The organism is Winogradskyella costae, from assembly GCF_013403865.1.
Taxonomy (GTDB): Bacteria; Bacteroidota; Bacteroidia; order Flavobacteriales; family Flavobacteriaceae; genus Winogradskyella; species Winogradskyella costae.
This window is the reverse complement of sequence record NZ_JABFDK010000001.1, coordinates 1,043,039-1,060,284: the sequence shown is the minus strand read 5'-3', so window position 1 is coordinate 1,060,284 and position 17,246 is coordinate 1,043,039. Positions and strand designations below refer to the sequence as shown.

Genomic DNA, 17,246 nt, shown 5'->3' with positions numbered 1-17,246 from the left:
ATAATTTAGTCTCTTAAATATTTACCTAAAAAGTAAGACGGAAAAAGGACTATTAATCCGTAAAACGAAAAGCCAAAAATACCATGGCCAGCATAATGATGTGCTGCTGTTGCTAAAACTAAATCGAAAAAGAAACCTGCATAAGCCCATTCTGTTAACCATTTACTTTTTCTCCATAAAACCATTGCAATACCAAGAAGTTTTAAAATAGCGAGTGGTATAACAAAATAACTAGGATAGTTGAGGCTTTCAAAATAACCCTTTGTCATTTCTGTATTTAACAGATACATCTGTGCTGAATACAGAAAAATTAGGCATAATACAATGGTACAAAACCAATAAATAATTTGTTTGACTCTCATTAATTAAATTTTCCTTCTATCAATTGAAGAAAGCGTTCTTCGTATTCTTCTTTACCTTCCCAGTTGTTATAATCTGGTTTTACCATTTCTAAAATTAAAGATTTAGCTTCTGGTAAAGTTGCTGTGGTATTAATTTGAGAAATTACACGGTCATAATCTTCACTTTCTCCTTCAAATAAATGTTTAATAAAAGCTAATTTATCATTTAATCCTATTTTTAGGTTTTGACCTTTTAATCTATCATTTAATGATTTGTTTGTAATTTCTACCGCTGTTTTTTCAACCTCACGTTTTTGTGCTTCTTCAATAGGTTCGAATTCTGGTATTTTATCAAAACCAGAAGTGATAGTTTCAAATTCAATAAAAGATTGTTCTTCTTTAGATGCTTTTGGTAAGACTTTTTCTGGTGTAGGAGTTTCCTCTGGTATAGGTTTTTCTTCAATGTCTTCATCAGGCATATGCGATACCAAGTTTTTAATCTTAGTCATCACAGGTTCCATTATACCATCATCTTCAGTTTCATCCAAATGCACATAGGTTTTGTCTTCGACCTCTATATTGTCACTATATTTATTATTAAATGCCGCATCTAGCATATCGAAAAATGAAGAGTCATGACCAATCGTTGGAATTCTGTCTTCAAAATTATCCTTTGCAAATTTTAAAACAGTTAATTTTTCATAAAGCACAGCAACTTCTTCATGAAGTTTATTGATATCTTCTCTGCCTGTTAATTTTAGAATCCTATGGGCAATACTAACTAATTCTGACTCTAATTTCTTTTTCATAGTTCTAAATTTTTATAATGAAGCACTTTAGCGTTTTTTTCGGTTTTGAAAAACAATTCTTATACTAAATAAAAGAGGAATATAATCTCTTTATTATGTTTTCGTAAGTTTTGCTTTCTATTTTTTAATAAATTTGTCTCACCTTTATAAAATCGAAGATCGATCTTTGATTTAGTGCTAAAATTACAAAATGTTTCTCGAAAATACAGTAAATCAGAAAGAACAATTTGGGTGGATTGAAGTCATCTGCGGATCTATGTTTTCCGGTAAAACGGAAGAATTAATTCGGAGATTAAAACGTGCCCAATTTGCAAAACAACGGGTGGAAATTTTTAAACCAGCTGTGGATGTGCGCTACGACGAAGAGATGGTTGTTTCTCACGATGCCAATGAAATCCGTTCTACTCCGGTACCTGCTGCTGCTAATATTCCAATTTTAGCGGATGGTTGCGATGTGGTTGGTATTGATGAAGCGCAATTTTTCGATGATGAAATTGTTCGTATTTGTAATGATCTAGCGAATAAAGGAGTTCGTGTTATTGTTGCGGGTTTAGATATGGATTTTAAAGGTAATCCTTTTGGACCAATGCCTAATCTTATGGCAACGGCAGAATACGTTACTAAAGTACATGCTGTTTGTACAAAAACTGGGAATTTAGCACAATACAGTTACAGAAAAGCATTGAGTGATGATTTAGTTTTACTTGGAGAAGTGAATGAATACGAACCTCTAAGTAGAGCTGCTTATTATAAAAGTATGCAACGCGATAAAGTAAGGCAAATGAAAGTTAATGATGCCGAGGAAATAGACTCTAAAAATGACAACCAAAATGTCTAGGGCTCTAGAAACTATTCTTGAGATTGATTTAGGAGCGCTGACACATAATTTCAATTATTTAAAATCGAGACTTCAACCAGAAACAAAATTTTTAGCCGTAGTTAAAGCCTTTGCTTATGGTAGCGATTCCGTAGAAATAGCTAAACATCTCGAGACATTAAGCGTCGATTATTTTGCTGTGGCTTATACGCAAGAAGGTATAGCGTTAAGGGATGCTGGCGTTAAAACCCCAATATTAGTTTTGCATCCGCAAGCTATAAATGCTGAAACGTTAATAGACCGATGTCTAGAACCTAATATTTACAGTGCTAAACTTTTAAATGACTTTATAACCGTAGCAGAGGAAAAAGGTCAAAAAAATTACCCCATACATCTTAAGTTTAATACAGGTTTAAATCGTTTAGGCTTTGATCCAAACGATGTAAATGCTATAGTGGCCATGCTAGAGTCTACCAAAGCAGTATCTGTAAAAACCATGTTTTCTCATTTGGCAGCAAGTGAAGACCTAAATGAAAAGGATTTTACTAAACAACAGATTGAAACTTTTAAAGCTATAGCTTCAAACTTTAAATTAAAATCCGGAATAGAACCTTGGTTGCATCTTTGTAATACTTCAGGTATTATTAATTATCCCGAAGCTCATTTTAATATGGTGCGAAGTGGGATTGGTTTATATGGATTTGGAAATTCAGAATTAGAAGATAAGAATTTTAAACCTATAGTAAGTTTAAAATCTGTTGTGTCTCAAATGCATGAGATAGAAAAAGGGAGGTCTGTCGGTTACAACAGAGCGCATACGTCTAATCGTACTGAAAGGGTTGCCACAATACCCATTGGTCATGCAGATGGTCTAAGTCGTATCTATGGTAATAAAAAAGGCTTCGTTTTTATTAATGAAGAGAAAGCTTACATCATTGGTAATGTTTGTATGGATATGATTATGGTCGATGTAACAGATATTAACTGTAAGGAAGGTGATGAGGTTATTATCTTTAATAAAACTCATAAAGCCAATGAAATTGCGGAGTCTGCAGGTACAATTTCTTATGAAATATTGACCGCATTATCTCAGCGGATAAAGCGTGTATTTCTACCTTAAAAATATTTTTTAACATCTTGTGACTTTTTTAGTAACTTGGTGTCTTATTAGTAACCTAACTAAAAATTAAAATACTAGATTATGTTAAAAGAATTTAAAGAATTTGCAATGAAGGGTAACCTTATAGACATTGCTGTTGGTTTTGTAATGGGTGCCGCTTTTAAAGAAGTTGTTACTGCATTTACAGGAGGTATAGTATCTCCGTTAATTGGTATGATTTTCGACTCAGATTTTAAAGCATTGAGATACCAGTTAAAAGAAGGAACGTTAAATGACGCTGGAGAAGTGGTTGGAGATGTTTTCTTAGAATACGGTACATTTTTAACGAATGTAATTGACTTTATCATTGTGGCATTTGTAATGTTCCTTGTTGTAAAGGGAGTTAATAAAATGAAGAAGAAAGAAGAGCCTGCGCCAGCTGCGCCTGCAGGACCATCTGAAGTTGATTTATTAATTGAAATCAGAGATTCATTAAAAAAGTAAATGACGTATAGCCTCATCGCTACACTACTATTTTTAACAAAACCCAGACTGTAATAGTCTGGGTTTCTTTTTTTAATTGCAAAATCAATAATTAAAACGCTTTATTTTTATTACATTTTTAAGACTAAATAGAACCATATACTTAAAGAAATATTATAATTTTGAAAGTTCTAAAAATATGTTTTATGAAAGTAGCAATTGTAGGTGCAACAGGCATGGTTGGTAATGTAATGCTTAAAGTATTAGAGGAGCGTAATTTTCCTTTAGACGAATTATTATTAGTAGCTTCAGAGCGTTCTGTGGGCAATAAATTAAAATTTAAGGGTAAGGATATTGAGGTGATTAGTATTCCTACTGCTATCGAAAAACGTCCGGATATTGCTTTGTTTTCTGCGGGTGGTAGCACGTCTTTAGAATGGGCGCCAAAATTTGCTGAGGTTGGTACAACGGTTATCGATAACTCTTCAGCTTGGAGAATGGACTTAACAAAAAAGTTGGTCGTTCCTGAAATTAATGCTAATGAGTTAGCAAAAACAGATAAGATTATTGCTAATCCTAATTGCTCTACGATTCAGATGGTGATGGCATTAGCTCCGCTTCATAAAAAATATAAAATTAAACGTATTGTGGTGTCAACCTATCAGTCTGTATCTGGTACAGGTGTTAAGGCTGTTGAGCAAATGGAAAATGAAATTGCAGGTATAAAAGGTGAAATGGCATATCCGTATCCAATTCATAAGAATGCAATTCCACATTGCGACGTTTTTGAAGAGAATGGGTATACCAAAGAAGAGATGAAATTGGTAAATGAAACTCAAAAAATTCTTAATGATAAATCCATTGCGGTAACTGCAACAGCAGTTAGAATTCCAACAGCTGGTGGTCATAGTGAAGCAATTAACGTTGAGTTCCATAACGATTTTGATGTTAGTGAGGTAAGACAATTGCTTAACGATACAGATGGCATTACAATACAAGACAATTTAGATGTTAACGTATATCCTATGCCTATGTATGCTAATGGTAAGGATGATGTTTTTGTTGGTCGTATTAGACGAGATGGGTCTCAACCGAACACTTTAAATCTTTGGGTTGTTAGCGATAATCTAAGAAAAGGAGCCGCAACAAACACGGTTCAAATAGCAGAATATCTTATAAAAAATGCTTTAGTGTAGTTTTATAAAAGCAATTTAGATTATTTTAAAATAGCGTATATTCAAGAATTTCAACTGATTATTTATGTAGTTAGTTGAAATTCTGTATATATTGTCATTCCAAATTTACTTTTAGTGGTTTATTATTAAACCCTATACTTAAGGTGGTGATGCTTATTTCAAAAAAATCTAATTATGAAAAAAATACTTATTTCCGCTTTAGTGCTAGCAATTTTTGGGTCTTGTAAAAATGAAAGCGATACTGTGAAAACGACTACTATAAATTACCCTGAAACTAATAAAACAGATACTTCCGATACTTATTTTGATAAAGCTGTAGCGGATCCTTACCGATGGCTAGAGGATGACAAAAGTGAAGAAACCGAGGCATGGGTTAAGAGCCAAAACGGAGTTACTTTTGGTTATTTAGAGCAGATTCCTTATCGCCAAGAATTAAAAGAACGGCTTACAAAACTTTGGAATTACGAAAAAATAGGTGCGCCATTTGTAGAAGGGGATTATACCTATTTCTCTAAAAATGATGGTTTGCAAAACCAATCGGTTATTTATAGATATAAAACAGACGAAGATCCAAAAACCGCTAAGGTTTTCTTAAATCCTAATACATTTAAAGAAGACGGAACAATTTCATTAGGAGGTATGAGCTTTTCTAAAAACGGAAAGACATTAGCTTATGCGATTTCTGAAGGAGGAAGCGATTGGAGAAAAATTCTTGTAATGAATGTCGAATCTAATGAGATTGTTGAGGATACCTTAGTCGATATTAAATTTAGCGGCATGTCTTGGTATAAAGATGAAGGGTTTTATTACTCTAGTTACGATAAGCCAAAAGGAAGTGAGTTGTCGGCAAAAACAGATCAGCATAAGGTATATTACCACAAACTAGGAACTAAACAATCTGAAGATCAATTGATTTTTGGAGGAATTCCTGAAGAAAAACATAGATATATTGGAGGTGGAGTCACAGAAGATGATAAGTATCTTATTATTGCGGCAAGTATTTCTACCTCTGGAAATAAACTGTTTATTAAGGATTTGTCAAATCCAAATAGCAAGCTTATAACTATTTTAGACCATACCGATAGTGATTCTAACATCATTGAAAATGTAGGTTCAAAGCTTTATATTATGACGAACTTGGGTGCTCCAAATCAACGAATTGTAACTGTTGATGCTTCAAATCCAACTCCAGAAAATTGGGTAGATTTTATTCCCGAAACAGAAAATGTTTTAAGTCCATCAACTGGTGGAGGTTACTTTTTTGCAAATTATATGGTTGATGCCGTTTCAAAAGTACTGCAGTATGATTATGACGGGAAATTAATACGAGAAATTGAATTACCAGGTATTGGTACAGTTGCTGGTTTCGGAGCAAAGAAAGATGATATGGAGCTTTATTATTCATTCGCAAATTATGTCACTCCTGGAAGTATTTATAAATATGATATAGAAAACGGAATTTCAGAGTTGTACAGAAAGCCAAGTATTGATTTTAATCCGGAGGATTACGAAAGCAAACAAGTTTTTTATACGTCAAAAGATGGAACTAAAGTACCCATGATAATTACACACAAAAAAGGACTTGAACTCAACGGTAAAAACCCAACAATACTTTATGGATATGGTGGGTTTAATGTGAGTTTAACGCCAAGTTTTAGTATTGCAAATGCAGTTTGGATGGAGCAAGGTGGTATCTATGCGGTACCAAATTTAAGAGGGGGAGGTGAGTATGGAAAAGCATGGCATAACGCCGGAACAAAGCTTAAAAAGCAAAACGTATTTGATGATTTTATCGCGGCAGCAGAATACCTTATCTCAGAAAAGTATACATCATCAGATTTCTTAGCTATAAGAGGCGGATCTAATGGAGGTTTATTAGTTGGAGCAACAATGACACAACGTCCAGATTTAATGAAAGTTGCTTTACCTGCTGTAGGTGTTTTAGATATGTTGCGTTACCATACATTTACAGCGGGAGCTGGTTGGGCATACGATTATGGAACGGCAGAAGATAGTAAAGAAATGTTTGACTATCTAAAAGGTTATTCGCCTGTTCACAATGTAAAAGAAGGGGTAAAATACCCTGCAACACTTGTTACTACAGGAGATCATGATGATCGCGTAGTGCCAGCACATAGTTTTAAGTTTGCTGCAGAATTACAAAGTAAGCAAACTGGCACTAACCCAACGCTTATTAGAATTGAAACAGACGCGGGTCATGGAGCGGGGACACCTGTAAGCAAAACAATTGAAGAGTATACGGATATTTTTGGATTTACATTATATAATATGGGATTTGAAGCTTTGCCAACTAAGACACAGGAAAAAGTAAAGGGCTAATAATTAGAGCTTTTAAACCCAGTATATTGAGTTAACTTCAAGTGTGGTATTGCAGTTTTTGGTGCAAAAAGAACTTAAAAATATTAAATAAGAGGTATTTTTTTTAGGACTTCTAAATCTTAAACTGTCTTATTACTAGTGTATAGTTATTACAAATGAGAAAACAGTACCTTTTAATTTTTCTTTCTATTTTCTTTCTATTTTCATGTGGCAATGATGATGGCTTAATTCCTTTGGTTATGGAAACTAATCCAGATACTTTAACGATAGTACAAGATTCGGAGATTGAGATTTTTATATTTCTAAACGATTCTAATATTCCTTCAACGGGAGAATTATCATTAAGCCAACCTATCAAAGGTAATGTTGTAATTATAGATTCTAATAATACACCTAATAATCTAAGTGACGATCATCTCAAATATACTGCAAACCCAAATGAAGTGGGTTTAGATAATTTTGAATATACTATTTGTAGTGTCTCGGGTGATTGTAAAACAGAAACAATATCAATTACCATCACAACAAGCTCTAGTGTACTTTATGATATTAGCAATATGCCATTTCAAACCCTGTCAGCGTATCAGTTTTTTGAAGGTGATTTACAAAATTTAGAGCCTACTACTGGCGTTATTCCTTATACTTTAAATTCTACACTATTTAGCGATTATGCGAAGAAGAAACGTTTTGTATGGATGCCAAATAATAATAAAGCATCGTTTGTAAATGAAAACGAACTTTTAGATTTTCCTGTTGGAACCATTTTAATAAAGAACTTTTATTATGATAATGTGTTGCCAGAAAACACAACTAAAATTATAGAAACACGACTAATAATTAAAAAATTAGACGGCTGGGTTTTTGCAAATTACGTATGGAATAATGAGCAATCTGAGGCGGTTTTAGATTTGAATGGAAGTTATGTAGATTTACAATGGCTGCAAGAGGGTATAACTAAATCTGTAGAATATAGAATTCCATCAGGAGCTGAGTGTCATACGTGTCATAAAGTGAACGAAATAGCACAACCTATTGGTCCTAAGGTTAGAAATTTAAATTTACCTTATATTTACAATGATGGAGCATCTAATCAATTAGAAAAATGGGTGAGTTTAGGATACTTAGAAAATACACTTCCTTCAACAATAGCAAAACTCCCAGACTATAATGATTCTAATGAGTCACTGAATCAAAGGGCAAGAGCTTATTTAGAAATAAATTGTGCACATTGTCATTCTGAAAGTACACATTGCTCATATAGGCCAATGCGATTAGATTATTTGTCTACAGTAGAATTAACAAATATGGGTGTGTGTGTAGAGGCAGATACAGAGCTTGGACTTGGTCTCGGGCACATTGTAGAGCCAGGAAACGCTAGGAATTCTGTATTATATTTTAGAATTAATTCTACTGAAGTTTCAAATAGAATGCCGCTGTTGTCCCGTACAATTGTGCATAAAGAAGGTGTTCAATTAATAGAAGAGTGGATAAATACATTAAACATAAACTGTAATTAATAAAATTGATATGAAGAGAACATTACTCATTACATTGCTTTTAACGTTGTTTTGCGCTAACAGCTATGGACAACAATTAAATCAACTAGCGAATTGGCCTAACAGTCAGTGGGTGCTAACAGGAATTTATGATACAGCTTATTTAGATGAAGACCCAACAACTTCTGGTGTATCATTCTCATTTAATGATGATCAGGCAGGAGGTTCTTCGGATAACACTGTTGCAGCTGAGTCTCCTATTATTAATCTTACTGATGCCTATAATGCCAATGAAATTGAAATAAAAGTGACATTTGCGTATGTTTATAATATATACCAAGATGATCAATCATTATTTTTACAATATTGGGACAGTAGCACTAATCAGTGGGTTAATTGGGGAAGTGAACTGGTTTCTAACTCACCAGCTACTGATAATTTTTGTAATGCTAGTTCTACAAACTACACTAGCGAAATATTAAACATCTCTGCGTTTTCAGACACGCAATTAATAGGGTTTAAATACCGCATAGTATATGATGATAATGATACTTTCGGATGGGGTTTTTGTGTTGACTCTCCTAGGATTAATTCTTCAGCAATATTGCCTTGTCCAAATGTTACAGCAGTTTCAATAAGTAATATTAATACGGTTAGTGCAATGGTTAATTGGGGATTAGGTGGATCAGAGTCGTCATGGGAAGTAGCAATTCAGTTGGCTGCAGATGGTGTGCCAATATCGGGTGTTACCTCACTAGTTAATAACTATATCTTTACAAGTCTTTCTCCAGGAACAGCTTACAGTATTTATATAAGAGCAAACTGTGTTGCTGATGGTTACAGCAATTGGGAAACTTTTAATTTTACAACTGGTACTGATATTGTTGGTTATCCAGTATCATTCACAACTAACCCAATAAGTACTAGTGGTGTATACGATATTGCACTAGTAGATTTAAATGGAGATTTTTTAGATGATGTTGTTTCTGTAAGCACTAATAATTTAAATATACATTATCAATTGGAGTCAGGAGGTTTTAATACGACGAACATCGCAACACCAGGAGTTAGCAATTCTCCAAACTGGAGTTTGGCTGCAGGTGATTTTGATCGTAATGGATATAATGACCTTGTATATGGAGGTGGATCAGGTGTCACCTTTATGAAAGCCAACAGTACAGGTACAGATTATACGGAAATATCAGGATCAGAATATGTGTTTTCTCAACGTTCTAATTTTGTAGATATTAATAACGATGGTCATTTAGATGCCTTTGTTTGTCATGATGTAGATCCTAATGTCTATTATATTAATGATGGTTCTGGAAATTTGGCATTCTATCAAGGTCAAAGTGCCGAATTGCCAAATGGAGTCGGTTTAGTGCCAGGTGGGGGTAATTATGGTACTGTTTGGATAGATTTCGATAATGATAGAGATATGGATTTATTTATTGCTAAATGTAGAGGTGGTTCTTCAATTAGCATCAATGAACTATGGAGAAATGACGGTAATGGTGTTTTTGTAAACGTTGCAGATAGCAATGATTGGTACGATAATAATTATCCAAGTGCAGGTCACAATAATTCTTCTAATTTAGGTGACTTAGTGCAAACATGGTCTTCTGCTTGGGCAGATTTTGATAACGATGGAGATATGGATGTTTATGTTGGTGCAAGTAGTACTTCTGATGGCGATTCTAAATTGATGCGCAATAATGGAGATGGAACCTTTACCGATATCACTGCTGGTTCTGGCGTTTTAGATGCGGCATTGGGTGTAGAAAATGTCCCAGTTGATTTCGATAATGATGGTTATGTAGATATTTTGAGCAATGGAGATATATTGTTTAATAATGGTGATTTCACATTTACTAATTACTCAGCTAATATACCGCCTAGTGGTGCAATTGGAGATGCAAACAATGATGGCTTTATAGATGTTTTTCGTAATGGAAATATTTACTTAAATAATACAAATGCTAATAATTGGATAAAGATAAATACTGTAGGAACAAGAAGTAATATTAACGGTATCGGAGCAAGAGTGGAGATAGAAACCACTAATGGAACGCAAATAAGAGATGTAAGAAGTGGAGAGGGGTTTGAGTTTATGAGCTCATTAAACACTCATTTCGGAATTGGCAATTCAGAGAGTATTAATAGTATCACCATTTACTGGCCATCTGGCACGGTAGATTTTATTTCAAACCCAACTATAAATACAGCACATACCATTATTGAAGGTTCTGCATTAAGTGTTATAGATGAAACTTTAGTAGATGTTACTATTTACCCTAACCCGGTTGAAGCACAACTTACAATCAAAACTTCTACGGATGTTATTAATAAAATCGCCACAGTTTTTGATATTAACGGGAAGCGCATGCTTAACTTAAAACTGACATCAAATGCCATTGATGTATCAAATTTAACAACTGGAGTTTACTTTTTAAGATTAGAATCTGAAGGAAAAATTATAAAACGAAAGTTTATAAAGAGATAATTTAGAGTCTCTAAATAATTCCAAACCGTCGCGATGTTAATCGGGACGGTTTTTTTATGACAATTCTTTAGCGATGTAGTATTTTTGTAATATGCTTCAAGTAAAAAACGTCACTTTCGGGTATTCTAAAATTAAGGTTTTAAAAGCTGTTGATTTTAAAGTTAAAGCAGGAGAAAACCTTGCTGTCATTGGAGAAAGTGGGTCGGGTAAAAGTACGCTGTTAAAACTTATATATGGCGAGCACGATTTAAAACAAGGACAGATTATTTGGAAAGATGAAGAAATCTTAGGGCCAAAATATAATTTGGTTGTGGGTTACGATTTTATAAAATACGTGACACAAGAATTCGATTTAATGCCAGTAACTTCAGTTGAAGAAAATATAGGAAAACACTTATCTCGCTTTTACCCTGAAGAAAAGCAGAAACGTACAGAGGAATTAATAAAAGTCGTAGAGCTTGAAGCCTTTGCTAAGACCAAAGTGAAACTCTTAAGTGGAGGTCAAAAACAACGTGTTGCCATTGCAAGAGCATTAGCAAAAGAACCCGAAATCTTATTATTGGACGAGCCGTTTAGTCATATTGATAATTTTCAAAAACAAGGTTTACGACGTAATGTTTTTAATTACTTAAAATCAAAAAATATAGCTTGTATCGTTGCTACTCACGACAGAAATGATGTGCTTGGTTTTGCAGACCAAATGATTGTGCTTAATGAAGCAGAAATCATAGCTAAAGACACTCCTCAAAACTTGTATAAAAATCCTCAACGCCCATTAATTGCATCGTTTTTTGGGGAATTCAATGTCATAGAACCATATGGACTTGTTTATGCTAATCAGGTTAAGATTGTAGCACAATCCAATTTAAAAGCCATTGTGAAAAGGTCCTATTTTAATGGTAATTCATGGTTGATTGAAGCAATGTATAAATCAGAATCTATTTTTATTGAGCACTCAAAAAACCTTAAAACGGATGAAGAAATTTTCCTAACTATTACTAAATAAATTTTCTCTTTCGGCATAATTCAATCCTTTAGGTAACTCTATAGACGAAAACTCTAAATGTAAAACACGCCGTCTTTTTTGAGCCGTTGTTTCTGAAGATGCATGTAACAATAATGGCTTTAATAATTGTACACCTCCAGATGATACTTCGCTCACAAAAGGAATAGAATTCGTGCTAATTAATTTAATTTCTTCAGTACTCAACTGTTTATTATGAGAACCTGGAATCACTTTAAGTGCTCCATTTTTAATAGTGGTATCATCGAGATGAATTCGCATTGAAAATGTGTTTTTAGAAATTTCCTCTGGCGGACGTGCACTTATAACCCCTTTTTTATTTGTCCAAGATGAAAAGCCTTTTGTATCAATTTTCTCTAAAACATTAATCGGTACGTCTTGATGCCATGTCACATACCAATTGTCTTTTGGTGATTTGTCAAAATATATGGCTTTGGTTAAAAAGGCGTGTTTATCAATGGATTTTACCACTTTTCTAAAATTCTGATTGAATAGAATATCTTTTAATTCGGGCATCTTTTTTAGCACTTCGCGCATACCAAAAGTCTGCTCATTATGTTCCTTAAAATAAGTATCAAATCGCGATTTTAATTTTCTAATGTCACGTTTGGTGTAGACATGATTGAGTATTCCAAAACCTTTATGTTCTAAGCGTTTTGCAATCGTTCTTAGGCTTTTGTCATTAATCTCAGTTTCGTATGTATCAACGGCATCATATAAGCGTTCTGTTATATTTCGTTTTAAGCGTTCTGGTGCAATCACTTTTATGCCTTCACCCAAACCTAAAATCTCTTTTTCTAATTCAAAATTTAATTGAACATCTAAAGAAATGGTGACACCATAATGATCTCTATCGACCTCTTTTTGCGAATGATGAAAAGGTTTCGTTAGCACATAAGGAGCTTGTTTGTGGGTGATGTAAAGGACTACTTTTTCGGGTTGTAATGTAGGGCTTACAGAAACTCCGATAGCATTTTTGTAATACGTGTCAATGTCAAAATTTGTATCAAAGATATAAGGAATATTGCTTTTTTTGACGGAGATAATTCGGTCTAAAGCTAAATTCATGATACCTTCATTTTTTCTGCGTTTTCCAATTAAAAACCATCGGTTTCTAAATTCTTTTAGTAGATAAGAATGAAATATAAAAGTACTTTCTTTTCGTGCTTTAAAAGATTGATACGTGATTTCAATCGCTTCCTTTTTTAATATAAATTGATACAACTGATCTAAAAATTCTAAGCCTTTTAAATTATCGTTCTTTTCGAAATCTATTAAGGACCTCTCGTGCGTTTTTTGGGTATAAACATGATCTTCCAATTTCTGAACCATACTGCCTAATTCATTAAAATGAGAAAAGCCTTGAAACTGTTTTAAAAAAGAAACTGCTTCAGATAATTTATTCAAATCATGATTGGAAATTGGACTATTGGTAATACTATAATCTGCATCCTCATACTTATAAAACTTGCGATCATAAACTACAATTGGTGCATTATATCCCAACTTATCGCTACGCATCATTTGCAAATCTAATTGCACAGTTCGCTTACTGACATCTACATCTTTACCTTCATAGTCGTAAAGTGCATCAGAAACCGCGTCAATTAAATCGTTAAGTGTCCATTGTCTAAACTGATTTTGAAGACATTTATCAATGGTTTTATATCTAATTAATGCGTTTTTGTTTACTGCCATAAGACTTCTTTTGTCGGAATAAGACCTTGCAGGTTTTAAAAATCTAGCAGGTCTAAAACATTAAATTTAAAAGAAAATAGTAACTACGCAAAAAGATTGCGTAATTCTACCTGAAATTTGCTTCAAATAATAAAAAATGGAAGTTTTAAAACTAAAAATATTTGATGTATTGGTTAACAATATTACAATAGAAGAATTTGAAAATTGGTTATATAATTCAAAATTATTAGAAGAAAAATTAAAAGAGGATTCTTTAATATTTGAAGTCGTTAATATTAATTATAGACTAGATAATTCAATGAAAATGTTGAGAAATATGGCTTACAACATTTTTGATGAAGACGATTTTCTAGTCATGAAAATTGAAGAAAATTGTAAAAAGATAGTAAGTACTGATGACCCGAAAAGTATAGAGAAATATGTCCTTAACATTGTTCAAGATTACAATTTTGATTCTGAGTCTAATGTATACTGGGAATTTTATAATTTACATTACTCATTAGATGGATATGACTATATGAATTACTCAAAAGGTTCAATAGATAAGTTAAATACTAAAACAATAGAATATGCAAAAAGTGTGCTGAATATTTTAAATAAGTGTAAAAATATTGAAGAAAAGAAACAAGTTCGAATAATGGAAATAGACTCTGAAAAAGTCATATATTACAGTAGTCCTATTGTCGCTAAAACTAAAAATATATCCTTGAAAAACAGACTGTTTTCGTTTTTTAGAAAATGAGTTTAGTGAATAAATGTTATCCCAAGTTTGTAACTTATCCATTAATTCTTGCATATTTGCACAATAAACAAAGAAAAAAGGAACCTATGACAATACATTTTTTACAAAATCGGATGCTGAAAAGCTATTTCTGTAGTGTAGAGAAATAGGTAAAACTAGAAATATTCAAGTTAAAAAAGCATCCTCATAAAAAAGGATGCTTTTTTTATTAATTTTTTTGAAGTTGATACTCATGTATGCCTAAAGCGCAAATAACTGCACTTCAATTTGTTAGATAATCTGCCATTTGCGGACAGGTATTCTATACTCTAAAAACAAAGCTAAACATTTGATTAACAGTAAATTAATTTAAAATTAAATTTGGAAGTTTAAAATATTACCGTTTATATTTGCATCGCAATTCAACCAAAAACAAACGTTGAATTAAAAATTAGAAACTATGAGTTTATTTATAACATATCAAAACGATCCAAAAGGAATACTGCCTTTTGTGATGCTTCGTGATTATCGTTAGATAAACTTTTCAAATTTATAAATGAGAAATCCGAAGCCAATTAAAAACTGTTTCGGATTTTTTGTTTTCCATTCTTAGCAAGTCTGCTAAACACATTATTCAAAACAATTATTACAAAATCAAGACACTTGTAGTATTGATATTTCCTGCGCTTAGTGCGCTCGAAATATGGCATCAATATCTCATATCGTCACAAATTAAATTATCTAAAAGCGCCATTACAATAGGAGCTCAAGGATTTTATTAGAAAACATATATCATGGGAAAACCATTAATAAATACTAAAATAATACAAATAACCTCTGGTAGGGGACCAGCAGAATGCAGTTGGGTTGTGGCTCAAATTCTAAAACATTTCTTAGAATCTGTTAACAACAAGGATATTGAATATAAAATCCTACATAGAGAAAAAGGTATTGAAAACATGACGTTGCAATCTGTAACCGTTCAGCTCAAAGGAAACAACCTAAGTCGGTTTTTAAGTCAGTGGATAGGTACAATTCAGTGGATTGGCACTTCAACTTTTAGACCACAACACAAGCGGAAAAACTGGTTTGTTGGTTTATATGAAATACGAAAAAGTGAACAATTTGAAATTCTTGAAAAAGATATCACCTATCAAGCCACTAAGAGTTCTGGACCTGGAGGACAACATGTAAACAAAGTAAGTTCTGCTATTAGAGCAACGCATCTACCTACAAAAACACAGGTGTTGGTTATGGATAGTCGCTCGCAACATCAAAACAGAAAAATAGCAAAAGCACGCTTACAGGAAAAAGTAACAGTAGTACAATTAGAATCATTAAAATCTGGCGTAAAAAACCAATGGAAAAACCACTTAACATTAGAAAGAGGTAATCCTGTACAGGTTTTTAAAGGCACAGATTTTAAGAAAAATACAATTGTAAAAAAATTTAAAAAACAACGTTGCGCATTAAAAAATGAATTGCGTAATCAATTAAATAATTAAAACAATGGATACGAATTTGTTAAACAACTACGTGCTTAAAGCCATAGATGCTTATCCATACGAACTAGAAGAAACTGTAGAAAATCTAAACTACGCCTTATCCTACGAAGCAGACAACGCTTATGCTTTGTATTTAATGGGACGCTTACAAGCTGAGCAGTTTGGTGATTATGAAAAAGCCAAACACTATTACGCAGAGGCTTTGGCTAACAAACTAGATTTTCACAAAGTGTATTCAAAATACATTCTGGTTTTAATGTGGAATGAAGACTACGACGAAGCTCAAAAACTTATTGACTTTTCTCTAACCGTTAAAGGCTTAAACAAAGGGGAAGTTTACTTGTTTCAAGGGCAACTTTTTGAAATTCTTCAAAAATACAAGAAGGCATTAAAGACTTTAAAGCTCGCAAAAAATCACGTTTACAATAACAGTTTTATAAGCTTCATCGATTCTGAAATTAAAAGAGTTAATGATAAAATGAAACCTGAAAAGACTAAAAAAACTAAGAGCAAGAAGAAAAAAAAGAAGAAAAACAAAAAATAATTTAACTACGCAAAAAGATTGCGCAATAGCTCAGAATATTTGCAGTGTAATTAATTAGAAGTCTTTTCGGAATCAGACTTTTAAAAGTAGCGCTCTGCTAGAAAAAGGAATCTAGCAGAGCTTAATATAAGTTCTTTAAACTATTAGGAAGCATTGAGCAATTGGATGGCTCGCCAGACTGAAATGCGTTTTTACGCATTCAACGAATCTTATTTATAAAAATAAAAATTGTTGAGTTAAAATCTTGTTTCATAATGAACATGTAGGTTCGAAATGCGTAGCATTCACGAACACCAAAATAAAATATTAAAGCAGTGAGTAATCCTACTGCTTCCACATCAAGCAAGTCTTGTTAAGTGTTTCGGTATAGCACTATTGTATAAATCCTTACTGTTTAGTATGAGGTTTTTATATTCAACTTGACTTGAAGGCTTCGGTTATTAGCCAAATAATAACCACCATCTATGTACACAGGTTCGAATCCTGTCTTCTCTAACGGGAAGTAGCTAAGTTCGGTTAAGCAGTAGATCAATGTGTAGGTTCGAATCCTACCAAGACCAAATGGTCTTGTGGCGAAACTGGTAGACGCGCAACACTTTAGATGTTGTATTTGAAATGGACTCATAATCCATCTTTAGGAAAGAAGACTAACTTTTAAAAATAAGTCTCC

General features: G+C 33.0%; 14 protein-coding genes. 11 read left to right on the top strand and 3 right to left on the bottom strand.

The window, feature by feature from the left end; all coding sequences use genetic code 11:
* Nucleotides 1-5: 5 nt before the first annotated feature.
* Nucleotides 6-362, bottom strand: a complete 357-nt coding sequence (locus HM986_RS04490; RefSeq protein ID WP_179333865.1) for a DoxX family protein — start codon at nucleotides 360-362, stop codon at nucleotides 6-8.
* Nucleotides 362-1,150, bottom strand: coding sequence for a hypothetical protein (locus tag HM986_RS04485; protein ID WP_179333864.1), 789 nt, complete (start codon nucleotides 1,148-1,150; stop codon nucleotides 362-364). Before HM986_RS04485 ends, HM986_RS04490 begins: the two co-directional genes overlap by 1 nt.
* Nucleotides 1,151-1,340: 190 nt before the next feature.
* Between HM986_RS04485 and HM986_RS04480 the strand changes: the two genes are divergently transcribed.
* From HM986_RS04480 to HM986_RS04445, 8 genes are all read left to right on the top strand, one after another.
* On the top strand, nucleotides 1,341-1,988 hold the full coding sequence (locus tag HM986_RS04480; protein WP_179333863.1) for a thymidine kinase: 648 nt from the start codon (nucleotides 1,341-1,343) through the stop codon (nucleotides 1,986-1,988).
* A complete protein-coding gene (alr, locus tag HM986_RS04475) occupies nucleotides 1,981-3,087 on the top strand; it encodes an alanine racemase (RefSeq protein ID WP_179334391.1) in 1,107 nt (368 codons plus the stop codon). The genes HM986_RS04480 and alr overlap by 8 nt, the downstream gene beginning before the upstream one ends.
* An 81-nt stretch (nucleotides 3,088-3,168) precedes the next feature.
* Nucleotides 3,169-3,570 carry a large conductance mechanosensitive channel protein MscL gene (gene mscL / locus HM986_RS04470; protein ID WP_179333862.1) on the top strand — a complete coding sequence of 134 codons (402 nt, stop codon included), beginning with the start codon at nucleotides 3,169-3,171 and terminating at the stop codon, nucleotides 3,568-3,570.
* A gap of 185 nt (nucleotides 3,571-3,755) precedes the next feature.
* Nucleotides 3,756-4,745, top strand: a complete 990-nt coding sequence (locus HM986_RS04465; RefSeq protein WP_179333861.1) for an aspartate-semialdehyde dehydrogenase — start codon at nucleotides 3,756-3,758, stop codon at nucleotides 4,743-4,745.
* 174 nt (nucleotides 4,746-4,919) lie between these two features.
* Nucleotides 4,920-7,085: a prolyl oligopeptidase family serine peptidase gene (locus tag HM986_RS04460; RefSeq protein WP_179333860.1), complete on the top strand. Its 2,166-nt coding sequence runs from the start codon at nucleotides 4,920-4,922 to the stop codon at nucleotides 7,083-7,085.
* A 155-nt stretch (nucleotides 7,086-7,240) separates the two neighbouring features.
* Entirely contained in the window at nucleotides 7,241-8,602 is a 1,362-nt protein-coding gene (locus HM986_RS04455; protein ID WP_179333859.1) for an Ig-like domain-containing protein, read from the top strand.
* A gap of 10 nt (nucleotides 8,603-8,612) precedes the next feature.
* Nucleotides 8,613-11,084, top strand: a complete 2,472-nt coding sequence (locus HM986_RS04450) for an FG-GAP-like repeat-containing protein (protein ID WP_179333858.1) — start codon at nucleotides 8,613-8,615, stop codon at nucleotides 11,082-11,084.
* A gap of 91 nt (nucleotides 11,085-11,175) precedes the next feature.
* Nucleotides 11,176-12,090 (top strand): ABC transporter ATP-binding protein, encoded by a 915-nt coding sequence (locus HM986_RS04445; RefSeq protein ID WP_179333857.1) that lies wholly within the window; start codon nucleotides 11,176-11,178, stop codon nucleotides 12,088-12,090.
* Here the strand turns inward: HM986_RS04445 and HM986_RS04440 are convergent.
* A complete protein-coding gene (locus tag HM986_RS04440; RefSeq protein WP_179333856.1) occupies nucleotides 12,073-13,806 on the bottom strand; it encodes a phytanoyl-CoA dioxygenase family protein in 1,734 nt (577 codons plus the stop codon). The two genes, HM986_RS04445 and HM986_RS04440, sit on opposite strands and share 18 nt — an antisense overlap.
* Nucleotides 13,807-13,942: 136 nt before the next feature.
* Between HM986_RS04440 and HM986_RS04435 the strand changes: the two genes are divergently transcribed.
* The 3 genes from HM986_RS04435 (at nucleotide 13,943) to HM986_RS04425 (ending at nucleotide 16,576) form a co-directional block, all read left to right on the top strand.
* A complete protein-coding gene (locus HM986_RS04435; RefSeq protein WP_179333855.1) occupies nucleotides 13,943-14,548 on the top strand; it encodes a hypothetical protein in 606 nt (201 codons plus the stop codon).
* Nucleotides 14,549-15,321: 773 nt separating this feature from the next.
* Nucleotides 15,322-16,032: a peptide chain release factor H gene (prfH, locus tag HM986_RS04430; RefSeq protein ID WP_179333854.1), complete on the top strand. Its 711-nt coding sequence runs from the start codon at nucleotides 15,322-15,324 to the stop codon at nucleotides 16,030-16,032.
* A 4-nt stretch (nucleotides 16,033-16,036) separates the two neighbouring features.
* Nucleotides 16,037-16,576, top strand: coding sequence for a tetratricopeptide repeat protein (locus tag HM986_RS04425; protein ID WP_179333853.1), 540 nt, complete (start codon nucleotides 16,037-16,039; stop codon nucleotides 16,574-16,576).
* The last annotated feature ends 670 nt before the right edge of the window (nucleotides 16,577-17,246 follow it).